This is a genomic window from Streptomyces sp. NPDC056503 (genome assembly GCF_042794995.1).
In the GTDB taxonomy this organism is placed as follows: Bacteria; Actinomycetota; Actinomycetes; order Streptomycetales; family Streptomycetaceae; genus Streptomyces.
Map to the genome: position 1 here is coordinate 31,485 of NZ_JBHTST010000028.1, position 11,424 is coordinate 42,908.

Here is an 11,424-nt window from a genome sequence, read left to right on the forward strand (position 1 = left end):
GCGCCGGGGCGTTCAGCGACGCGCGGCGAGCAGCTCCGCCCGGGCGGTCCGGACCCGGGCGAGGCCCGTCGGGTACGGGAGGGCCCCGGCCCTCTCCCGCGCCTCGGCGAGGAGCGCGTCCGCCCGTTCCCGCATGCCGGAGAGGCCCAGGGCGAGGGCGAGCACCGTGGCCGCCTCCACGACGAGGAGGTGCTGACCCGTCCGCTCGGCCCGCCCCGGCTCCCGCTCCAGGAGCGCGACGGCCTCCGCGTGGCGGCCGGTACGGATCAGGGCCCAGCCGCGCAGGCAGACGGCGCGGGCGGTCGTCGTGTCGTCGCCGAGGAGGACGAGCGCGTCCTCCGGCCGGCCGGTGCGCAGCGCGAGTTCGACCGACGCGAGCCGCACCTCGTCGAGGGCCTGCCGGTCCCCGGACCGCCCGGCGCATTCCTCCGCGCGGGAGAGGAGCGCGCCCGCCATCGCCGGATTCCACGGCATCCGGGTGCGGGCCAGCGCGGTGAGGGCGTAGGGGAGGGTCCGGGGCGCCTGGTCGCGGGCGGTCCGCTCCGCCTCCGCGGCGAGGCTCCCCGCCTCGGCGTCACGGCCGAGGAGCAGGTGCAGCTCCGCCAGGTTGGCGCGCTCGAAGGAGCTCGCCTCCGGGCTGCCGACCCGGTCGGCGAGGGCCGCGGCGCGTTCCCCGTACGCGACCGCGTCGGCCAGCCGTCCCGTCCGGCGGGCGTTCTCGCGCAGGATCGAGAGCACCACGGCCTCCACCGAGGCGTCCCCCGCCGTGACCGCGTGCGGCAGCGCCTCCTCGGCGACGGCCTGTGCCTCGCGCAGCCGCCCGGCCAGCCCGAGCGCGGAGGCCTGCTGCGACAGCGCCCGGGCGAGGGCCCGTGCGCCCGCTCGGCCGGGCAGGCCCGTGGCGGCGTCCGCGGACGCGGCGGCCGCCGCCACGGCCTCGGTGTGCCGTCCCTCGACGAAGTCGATGACGGAGGAGGCCAGCCGGTGCGCGGCCACCGCGTCCGCGGAGGTCACCGGGCCCGGGCGCCGGGCGTCGAGCGCCCGCAGGGCCTCCTTCCGCCGGCCCGCGCGGTTCAGCGCCTCGGCGAGCCGGGCCGTGACGGTCACGGCGGTGTCCGCGTCCCCGGCCCGGTCCGCCGCGGCGAGCGCCGCGCGCAGGACGCCGGCCGCGTCCCCGTAGCGGGACATCCGGTGCAGCAGACCGGCGTGGTCCATGCCCACGCCGGCCGCCCGGACCGGGTCGGCCTCGACGAGGGGCGTCAGCCGGCGGTAGTACTCGTCCGCCTCCTCGTTGGCGTACAGGGCCGCCGCGCGCTCCGCCGCCCGGCGCAGGTAGTCCACCGCCCGGGGGTCCTCCGCGCGCAGCAGGTGCCGGGCCAGCGCGTCCACGTCGTGGGGCCGGTGCCGCAGCAGGGCCTCCGCCCAGGCCGCGTGCAGGCCGAGGGAACGCAGCCGGGGGAGGAGCTCGTAACAGGTCAGCCGGAGCAGCGGATGCCGGAAGGCGAGCCCGGTGACGCTCCGGCCGCCGACGCCCACCTGATGCTCCGACAGGAGGGCGGCGGACACCGCCGCTTCGAGGGCCGCGGTCGCCTCCGCCCTCGGCATCGGCGGGTGGAGCCCGTCGCGGGCGACGTCGAGGACCTCGGCGAGCGGGGCGGTCCCTCCGGCGGTGGCGACGATCTCGGCCATGCGCCGGGCCGGGGGTTCGAGCCGCAGCAGCCGCTGGGCCACCAGCTGGCGGACGCCCTCGGGAGCGCCGCCCCCCGCGCCGTCCCGGCCCCGGACCCGGTCCCGCCCGGCCGCGCCCGCGCGGGCGAGCTCGACGGTGAACAGCGGATTGCCGAGCGAGAGCCGCCACACCCGGTCGAGCTCCCCCTCGTCGGCCGCCGGCCCCGGCGACGGCCGCGCCTCGCGGGCCAGGGCGAGGGCGTCCCGCCGGCTCAGGCGGGGCACGGCGACACGGGTGGCGAGACCGGCGCGGACCAGCTCGGCCACGCGCAGCAGGTCGGCCTCGGGGAGGGGCTCGTCGTCGCGGAAGGTCACGAGGAAGCGGCAGGAGGCCCCGTCGCCGGTCTCCGCGAACCGCCGGGCCAGCCGGGCCAGGAGGTGGTGCGTACCGACGTCCGCGGCGTGCAGGTCGTCCAGGACGACCACGACCCCGCCGACGCCTCCGGTCCGGCCGATCTCCCTCAGCAGACGCTCCACCCCCTGGAAGAGACGGGCCCGTTCGCCGGACGAACCGTCTCCCGCCGCGCCGGGAAGCCCCGGAGCGGCGCCGCCCGCCCCCTGCCGGAGCGAGGGCAGGAGGGTGACGAGCTCCGGGCAGAGGCTCCCGATCCGGGTCCGGTCGGCCGGCGGACGACGGGTGAGCCAGCCGTCCAGCGCCTCGACGAACGGGCCGTACGGCGTGTGCCCCTCGGCGGCGTGGGCCGAGCCCCACAGCAGGGCCGCGCCCGACTCGGCGAGGTGCCTGGCGGCCTGGGCGGCGAGCCGGGTCTTGCCGATCCCGGCCTCGCCGCTGAGCAGGACCACCGGGCGGTCGGTGGCGGTCACGACCGAGCGCAGCAGCTCCTCGCGCCCGTGCAGCGTGCCGCTCGTGGCCGCCCCCACCGCGGAGGGCAGGGCCGCCCCGGGGACGACGGCCGTCGGGCGGACGGGGGTGCCCGACGGTGCCTGGAGCGCGAGGCGGCGCAGGCGTTCGGTCTCCGGCCCGGGGGCGATGCCGAGTTCCTCGGCGAGGGCGTCACGGCAGTGCTCGTACTGGCGCACCGCCTGGGCGCGGAGCCCCTGTTCCAGGAGGGTCGCCATGAGCAGCCGGTGGGCGTGCTCCTCGGCGGGCGCGTCGGCGAGGACCTGGCGGGCCGCGTCGGCCGCCTCCCCGTACGCCCCGTCGGCCAGTCCGCGCTCGGCGAGGGCGAGGAGGACGCGCAGCCGCAACGCGCCGAGTTCGGCGCGGCGCTGCTCGGCCCAGGGGGCGTACCGGTCCTCGGGGAGCAGCTCGCCGCCGAACGCGGCGAGCGCCGCCGCGAGCGCGTCCCCCACGAGCGCGCCGGCGGCCGGGGCCGCGGCGGAGAGGGCCGCGGCGGAGAGGGCCTCGGCCTCGTCCGCGTCGATCCACACCCGCCGCGGGTCGAGCCGGAGCAACGTTCCGTCGGAGACGAGGTAGGAGGACGCGGCGCGCGGCGCGAGCTCCGGTTCCAGGGCGTGCCGGGCGGCGTGGAGGGCGACCCGCAGGCTGCCGACGGCCGCCTGCGGAGACGCGTTCGGCCAGCAGATCTCCTGCACCTGCCCGCGGTGGAGGCTGTGACCGGGCGCGACGGCGAGCAGTTTCACGAGGGTCCGGGCGCTGGGGCGGGGCCAGCGTCCGGGCAGGGCGGGGCCGCCGTCCCGTTCCGCGTGGAAGCCTCCGAAGAGGCGCAGGCGCAGCAGCGGGGGTGTGCCGTCGTCGTTCTGCCGGACGTCGTCGTCCTGTCGTGCCACGTTCATGAGGGGCGACACTCTAACCGGGCGGTCTGTCGAGGTCACCACGGCCGCGTACCCCCCGGGCGGGGCCCGGGGGGTACGTGTCGGTCCGCGCCGGGGGTCAGGACAGGGTGAACGTCGTCATCTGGTGGATGCCGTTGTTGAGGGACAGCACCCCGCCGCCGAGCTGCTCCGCCATCCGGTCGACACCGAAGTCGTCGAAGTTCAGCGACACCATCTCGTCGGTCCCGTCGCCGTCGAGGTCGGCGGCCAGGTAGTTCCGGCCGCCCATGAGGGTCGCGCCGCCGAGGGAGGACTGGAACGACCACCCGGTGGTCAGGACCGCCGGGTCGTACGCGGCCAGACCCGCCTCGGTGCCACCGGCCAGCAGACGCCGCCCGCCCGGGCCGTTGACGAACTGCACGGTCCGCAGGGGCGCGGTCACCGAGCTGCGCGTCTCCGTGCCGCCGGCGGCGAAGCCGTTGAGGACGCCGAAGCTCAGCTGGTACAGCGGGTCGCCCTGGCCGTCGATGAAGTAGTTGCCGTGCGACCAGGGGCTGCCGCCGACGAACTGGTGCAGCACCTCGCCGGTGCGCCCGTCCCGGATCTCGGTCACGACGCGCGGCGTGGCGGTGTCGAGGTCGCCGGCCGTGGTCGGGTCGGCCTTGATGATCCAGGTGTGGACGACCGCGTGTCCGTCCGCGTACGGGATCTTCGGGGAGGCGAAGACGCCGTTGACCAGGACCGCGCCGTGCAGCTTGCCGTCCGCGGCGCGGGCCGGGGCCACGGGGGACGCGGTCCACAGGACGCGGCCCTTGCCGTCGAGGGCCACCCCGTCGACGGTCGGGTCGGAGGCGCCGAGCGCGTTCAGGGAGCTGTACTGGGTGTGCACCCGTCCTTCGGAGACCACCGTGTCGGAGAAGACGACCTCGCCGGCGTCCGCCGGAGCGGCGTACGACCACAGCCGCGTGCCGCTCGCGTCGTAGACGCGCAGGGCGTCGGTCGGGACGAGGATCTCGTCCTTCCCGTCGCCGTCCACGTCGGCGACGGTGACCGTGCGGACGTACGCGCCGCCGCCGTCGATGGTGGTGAGGACCTTGCCGGTGGCCCCGTCGAGGACGGCGGTGGCGGTGTCGGCGGCGACGACCACGTCGGTCCTGCCGTCGCCGTTCACGTCGCCGGTCGCGACGGTGTGCACCTCGCCGGGGACGGTGGCCTGCCACAGCTTCCTCGGCTCGCCCGTGACCAGCGAGGTGCCGGAGTAGGCCCACACGCCGTGCGAGGTGCCGCCGACGACGACGTCCTTCGAGCCGTCGCCGTCGAGGTCGGCGGCCTGGCCGGCGTTCAGCTCGCCTTGTATGGGCGTCAGGCGCTTCAGGGCGCCGTTGCCCAGGGAGTACTCGCGGATGTTCTGCTTCTGGTCGACGACGCGGACCCGGCCGCCGCCGGAGCCGTACACCTGCTGGTGCAGGGGGGAGGCTTCGAGGCCGTCGCGTCGCCACTTGACCTTGCCGCCGCTGGTGAAGGCCGTCAGCGAGCCGTAGCGCAGTCCGCCGATGTTGAGCGCGGAGCCCATGTCCCGGTCGTCCTGGGCCGTGGCGAGGAGCGTGCCGCCGGTGGCGGTGAGGCTCCAGGTGCTGGGGCCGTCGTGGGAGTTGTCGGCGGCGCGCTTGGTCGTGTGCGACCAGCGGACGGTGGAGCCGTCCGCGCCGTCCAGGACGCGGATCGTGCTGGAGTTCACGAGGAGCGACGACGTGAGCGACGACTCGCTCACCGCGTACTCGGCGCCGCCGCCCTTCGCCGCGTCACCGACGGTCAGGGCGGTGGGCAGGACGTTGACGCGGGTGTCGAGGGTGGTGCGCCTCCCGTCCGCCAGGTCGTAGGCGGCGAGCTCGTACGCCACCGCGTCCGAGGTGTCCGCCTGCTCCAGGGCGACGACCCGGTCACGGGAGGCGTCGAGGCGCAGCTGGCGGCCGTAGAGGGCGCTGTCCGTCTGCCAGACGACCGAGCCGTCGGCGGTGTCCAGGACGAGGGTGCGCCCGCGCGAGCCGGTGGTGGCGGTCTTGCGCAGGTCCCAGACCGCGGCGACCCTGCCGCCGCCGACGGACTCCAGGGCGCCCCAGGTGGCGGCCTCGGCCGTGCCGGTGTCGTACGTCCAGGTCGTGGCCGGGGTCAGGGTGCCGTCGGCGTACCCGAAGCGGATGCCGGTGAGGGTGGCCGTCCGCGCGGCCGGCGCGTTCTGGTTCAGGCGCGGGGAGTCGGCGATCAGCAGGGTGCCGTCGACGACCTTGACCAGGGAGGCGTACGCGTACAGCTTCGACCAGAGCGTCCTGCCGGTCTTCCCGTCGACGACCGTCACGAACGTGCCGGTCGGCAGGGACGAGCCCGGCGAGGCGATCGGCCGGTAGGGGTTCGCGCCGACGCTCGCCGAGAAGACGAGGTCCGGCGTGCCGTCCCCGGTCAGGTCGGCGGTGTCGTGGCCCTGGTCGGAGTACGGCGCGTACGGGGCGACGGCGTTGTAGCCCATCAGGATCCGCGCCGGGTACGGCTCGGCCTGCCACACCCGCAGGGGCTTGACCTGCCAGTCCGCGTACCAGGAGGTGTTGGTGCGCGCCCAGACGGTGGAGCCGTCGGCCTTGTGCAGCTGGACGTTGCCGAGGCTGTGCACGGTGAAGTAGCTGCCGTCGGAGCCGGCCGGGACGGTGGCGGCGATCCCGCGCACGCCCTCCAGCGTGGACTTGGCGGTGAAGGTGACGGGGGCGGCGGCGTCGGAGGTCGTGGCCCCGCTGCCCGCGGCTTCGGTCTCCGTGGCTCCGCCGCCCGCGGCCTCGGTGGGCGGCTCGTCCGTCGGGGCGGACAGGTCGTCGCCGTACACGTCGACGTTCACGTGGTCGGCGAGGGTCCGGGCCTCGTCGCTCGTCAGCGTCATCGTCGCGGTGCCCGCCTCGTCGGCGGCCAGCGCGTGCGGCGCCGAGGTCAGGGCGAGTCCCGCCGCGACCAGGGCGGAGGCGAGCGTCAGGGCCCGCCGGGCGGTGGGGGTTCTCATCACTTGGCTCCCTGCGCGATGCGGATCGCCGAACCGGCCGTCAGGACGGACTGGTCGTACGAGTACTGGAGGGCGTCCGTGCCGGCCTGGTTCTCGATGCCGACGGTGGCGGAGGAACCGTTGCCCGGGACGGACCGGTACTGGAAGGTGATCGAGCCGGTGGCCTCGTCGAAGACCGCCTCGAAGGTGGCGCGGGCGCCGCTGCCGTCCGCGAAGAGGACGTCGTTCCAGACGACGGCGAACCTGCGGCCGCCGGCGGTGCCGGTGGTGGCGGTCTGCACGCTCGACTTCTTGTCGAGGGTCAGGTCGTCCCAGAGCGGGGCGACGACGCCGTTCGGCTTCCCGGCCGTCGGCAGCTCCTCGTTGGCGTAGTCGCCGATGCGCGGTTCGAGGAACTCGACGAGTCCGTTCGTGGTGACGGCGGCGCTGGTGTACGGGACGCCGTACAGCGTCACCGGGAACGGCAGCGCGATCGTCTTCGCGTCCTCGTCACCGCTGAGCGCGACCTTGGCGGAGCCGGGGATCCAGGAGTACGCGGCCGGGGCGCAGCTGTTGCCGGAGGCGTCGGTGCGGGCCGGGAGGCGGACGGTGCGGGTCTCGGCGCCGTCGACGGTCAGGCTCGTCGTGGACCCGCCGTTGCACAGGACGGGCGCGGTGGGCGTCACGGTCAGCGGGTACGTGCCCTCGGCGACGGCCGGCAGCGTGAACGTGCCGTCGGAGCCGGAGACGACCCGGCCGACCGGGGTCCCGGCGACCTGGACGGTCGCACCGGCGAGGGGCTTGCCGGTGACGTCGAGGACGGTGCCGGTGACGGCGTGGGCCGGCAGCGGGGCGAGCGCGACGTCCTGGGCCAGCGGCTGCCCGCCGGTCAGCTCGACGCCGGTGACGGTCCTCGTCGCGTAGCCGTAGCCGGTCAGCGTGAAGTCGTACGTGCCCGGGGCGAACGCCAGGCGGTAGCCGCCGTCGGAGCCGGTGTGGACGGTGCGGGTGCCGACGACGTCGTTGCCGGCCTCGATCGCGATGTCCTGGAGCGGGGCGCCGGTGGTCGCGTCGGTCACCTTGCCGCTGACGGTGACGGCGGTGTGCGGGGCCTTGTCGACGCTCGCGAGGATGTCGAGCCTGCCCTCGCCCCACACGTTGTTCATGCCGGGGGTGCCGCCGCAGTGCGTGTCGTCGACGTCGGTCGCGCCCTCGTTCAGGAGCCGGCGGGTGGCGTCGATGTCGCCGATCAGCGACGGAGCGGAGGACCACAGCAGCGCGACGGCGCCGGCGACGTGCGGCGTCGCCATCGACGTGCCGTTGCTGGCCTTGTACTGCGAACCGGGCCACGCGGAGACGACGTTCACGCCCGGAGCGGAGATGTTCGGCTTCGTCGAGCCGTCGACGAGGGACGGGCCGAAGCCGGAGAAGGAGGCGATCCTCCCGCCGGCGTCGTACGCGCCGACACCGTAGGCGGGGGCCTGCGAACCGGGCGCGTGCGCCGTGGAACAGGTGGCGCCGTCGCCGTCGTTCCCGGCCGCGAACGCCTCGAAGATGCCGGCCGCGTTCCACGCCTCGACGATGTCCTGGTAGAACGTCGTGTCGCCGCCGCCCCAGGAGTTGTTGACGATGTTCGGGGCGAGGTCCGGGCGCGGGTTCAGCCCGTCGTGGTCCGTCGGGGCGAGGATCCACTGGCCGGCCGCGAGCAGGTTCTCGTCCGAGCACTGGGCCGCCTCGCAGCCCTTGGCGGCGATCCACTTCGCGTTCGGCGCGACGCCGATGCCGTTCTTGCCGGCCATCGTGCCCATGGTGTGGGTGCCGTGGCCGTTGTTGTCGCAGGGGGTGGTGCTCGTGGCGCACGTCCCGGACGGGTCGTAGAAGTTGTAGTCGTGGGTGAAGGTGCCGTCGCCGTTGTTGCCGCGGTAGTTGGCGACGAGGTCGGGGTGGTCGTACTGCACGCCCGAGTCGACGTTGGCGATGACGATGCCCTCGCCGCGGTTCTCGTACTGCGACCAGACCTCATCGGCCCTGATGTCCTTCACGCCCCACTCGGGGGTGGCGTCGCCGGTGGCACCGGAGTCGGTGCCGGAAGCGGCCGCGCGCGAGGAGGTGACCTCGCCGCCGGCCGTCTCGACGTCGTCGAGCCGGTACGTCCGCGCCATGACCAGCCGCTCGACGTCGTCACGCCGGGCGAGCGCGTCGACGAGGTCCCGGCCGCCGGTGACCTGGACGGCGTTGGCGATCCAGTAGTCCCGGTGTCCGACCTTCCTCTTGTCGAGGAAGGCGCCGAGCGACCGCTGGCTCTCCTTCGCGGTGTCCTTCAGCGCCTGGAACGCGGTCGTGGCCGCCTTCGCGTGCGAGGTCTGCCTCCTGGCACCGGTCAGTTCGGCCCGGTCCTTGAGCACGACGAAGAAGGAGGCGTCGCCGCCGTCCCGCACGGCCGTCGCGAGCGCGGAGTCGACGGTGGCCGCCGCCGCGCCCGGCCGGACGGAGTCGGCGACCGCGGGCAGGGGAGTGGTCAAGAGCGCCGCGGCCGCGGAGAGCGAGGCCGCGGCCCACACGGCACGTCTGCGCCGGGGCGTTCGGGGGATGGGGGGCATGGGGCACTCCTCGGGGAAAGGTAAGGAATGCCGGAACCCTAGGAAGCCGCCGTTACCGAGCGATTACTCCCGCCGGAAAGCGCGCGGCGGGTGGTGGCGCCGTCGCGGGCGGTCGGTCTCCCCGGCCGCTCCCCGACGGGCCCGCGTCCTCCCCGGGTTCCTCGTCCCGGGTCGTCTCGGTGCGGCGGCTCGGACGGCTCGCGAGCTGCCCGGCGTAGCGGGGGGCCCGCCGTCCACGCCCGCGAACGAGCCCGTGCCTCCGGAGAGGGTGCTCCACCTCCCGGATGGTTCCGGGGGGTGCTCCGCCAGCCGGGTGGGCTCGGCCCAGCGTGCTCCCGCAATGCGGTCATAAGGGCGAAAAGGTGCGTAACCGTAGCTCAAGCCTTTCGTCAGCGAACGCCAAGGAGCACAGAGTGGGTCACATCGACGCGGTGGTCACGGGAGCCGGGGGATTCATCGGAGGGCATCTGACCCGGGCACTGCTCGCCGAGGGGTACGGCGTGCGGGCCGTCGACCGCAAGCCGCTCCACGAGTGGTACCAGGTCCACGACGACGCGGAGAACGTGAAGGGGGACGTCTCCCTGCTCGACACCTGTAGGGACGTCCTGGAAGGCGGTGCCCGCGAGGTCTACCACCTCGCCGCCGACATGGGCGGTATGGGTTTCATCGAGAGCAACAAGGCCGCCTGCATGCTCTCCGTCCTCTCCAGCACGCACATGCTGCTCGCCGCCAGGGACGCGGGCGTCGGCCGCTACTTCTACTCGTCGTCCGCGTGCGTGTACGCCGCCGACAAGCAGACCGACGCCGACGTGCTTCCCCTGCGGGAGGAGGACGCCTACCCCGCCATGCCCGAGGACGGCTACGGCTGGGAGAAGCTGTTCAGCGAGCGCATGGCACGCCACTTCCGCGAGGACTACGGGATGGCCACGCGCACCGCCCGGTACCACAACGTCTACGGCCCGCACGGCACCTGGACGGGCGGCCGCGAGAAGGCGCCGGCGGCCGCCTGCCGCAAGGTCGCCCTCGCCGTGCTCACCGGAGACACCGAGCTGGAGATCTGGGGCGACGGCGAGCAGACGCGCAGCTTCACCTACATCGACGACTGCGTCGACGGCACCCGGCGGCTCACCCGCAGCGAGTGCACCGACCCGCTCAACATCGGCTCGGACCACCTGGTGTCCATCAACCAGCTGTACGCGATCGTCGAGGGCATCGCCGGCGTCGACCTGCGGCACCGCCACGTCCCGGGCGCGCTCGGGGTGCGCGGTCGCAACAGCGACAACACCCGGATCGCCAAGGAGCTCGGCTGGACCCCGGAGACGTCGCTCGTACGGGGTCTGGAAGCCACCTACCGCTGGGTGTACGACCAGGTGAAGGCGCAGCTCGACGGGCGGCCCCACCAGTGCTGACGGGTGGGCCGGAAAGGCCGACGAGAGTCGACGTGCTGGGTGTGGGGGTGAGCGCGGTGAACCCGGACGCGGCGGTCGCGACGATCGCGCGCTGGATCGAGTCCGGTGAGCGGTCCTACGTCTGCGTGACGGGAGTCCACGGGGTCATGGAATCCCAGCGGGACCCCGCCCTCCGCCGCATCCACAACACCTCGGGCCTCACCGTCCCCGACGGCATGCCGATGGTGTGGGCCGGACACCGCGCCGGCGCGCCCTGGATGGGCCAGGTGCGCGGTGCGGACCTGATGCTCTCCGTCCTGGCGCGGGCCGCCGAGCGCGGCTGGTCCTCGTATCTGTACGGCGGTGCGGAGGGCGTCCCCGAACTGCTCGAACAGGCTTTGCTCCGCCGGTTCCCCGGGCTGAAGATCGCCGGATCCCACTCACCCCCCTTCAGGCCGCTCACGGCCGAGGAGGACGAGGACGTCGTACGCCGTATCAACGACAGCGGAGCCGATCTGGTCTGGGTCGGGCTGTCCACCCCGAAGCAGGAGCGGTGGATGGCCGAGCACCGCGACAGGCTCGACTCCGCCGTGCTGCTCGGAGTGGGGGCCGCGTTCGACTTCCACGCCGGTCTCATGCCCCAGGCCCCCGACTGGATGCGGCAGCGCGGGCTGGAGTGGTCGTACCGGCTGCTCAAGGAGCCCCGCCGGCTCTGGCGGCGCTATCTCCGGAACAATCCGTCCTATGTGGTGCGTACGGCCTTGCGGCCACCGAGGCTGGTCGCGGACGGCATGTCCTGAGGACCGCCGCGGCCGAAGCGATGCCGGGCGGCGCGATGAACCAACCCCCCCCCCCCCAACCCCGGGGGTGCCCCGGGCCCCCCCGCCCGCCGGGCCCCCCCGCTGCCGCCCTCCCCCGCGCACCGGCTCTTCGCCGAGCGGGCCAGGGC

General features: G+C 74.7%; 5 protein-coding genes. 2 read left to right on the top strand and 3 right to left on the bottom strand.

Features of this window, described 5'->3' with window-relative positions; translation table 11 throughout:
• Positions 1-12: 12 nt before the first annotated feature.
• From ACFQ8C_RS11600 to ACFQ8C_RS11610, 3 genes are all read right to left on the bottom strand, one after another.
• A complete protein-coding gene (locus tag ACFQ8C_RS11600) occupies positions 13-3,486 on the bottom strand; it encodes an ATP-binding protein (RefSeq protein ID WP_383455035.1) in 3,474 nt (1,157 codons plus the stop codon).
• A gap of 97 nt (positions 3,487-3,583) precedes the next feature.
• Positions 3,584-6,508: an FG-GAP repeat domain-containing protein gene (locus tag ACFQ8C_RS11605; protein WP_383455037.1), complete on the bottom strand. Its 2,925-nt coding sequence runs from the start codon at positions 6,506-6,508 to the stop codon at positions 3,584-3,586.
• A complete protein-coding gene (locus ACFQ8C_RS11610; RefSeq protein ID WP_383455039.1) occupies positions 6,508-9,087 on the bottom strand; it encodes a S8 family serine peptidase in 2,580 nt (859 codons plus the stop codon). Before ACFQ8C_RS11610 ends, ACFQ8C_RS11605 begins: the two co-directional genes overlap by 1 nt.
• A gap of 413 nt (positions 9,088-9,500) precedes the next feature.
• On the opposite strand from ACFQ8C_RS11610, the gene ACFQ8C_RS11615 reads away from it, so the two are divergent.
• Positions 9,501-10,496 (top strand): NAD-dependent epimerase/dehydratase family protein, encoded by a 996-nt coding sequence (locus ACFQ8C_RS11615; RefSeq protein WP_383455042.1) that lies wholly within the window; start codon positions 9,501-9,503, stop codon positions 10,494-10,496.
• Positions 10,497-10,543: 47 nt separating this feature from the next.
• A complete protein-coding gene (locus tag ACFQ8C_RS11620; RefSeq protein ID WP_383455044.1) occupies positions 10,544-11,275 on the top strand; it encodes a WecB/TagA/CpsF family glycosyltransferase in 732 nt (243 codons plus the stop codon).
• Positions 11,276-11,424 lie beyond the last annotated feature (149 nt).

Coding starts and splice junctions, on each gene's coding strand:
- ACFQ8C_RS11600 (WP_383455035.1), bottom strand. CDS start 3,486: ATGAACGTGGCACGACAGGACGACGACGTCCGGCAGAACGACGACGGC.
- ACFQ8C_RS11605 (WP_383455037.1), bottom strand. CDS start 6,508: ATGAGAACCCCCACCGCCCGGCGGGCCCTGACGCTCGCCTCCGCCCTG.
- ACFQ8C_RS11610 (WP_383455039.1), bottom strand. CDS start 9,087: ATGCCCCCCATCCCCCGAACGCCCCGGCGCAGACGTGCCGTGTGGGCC.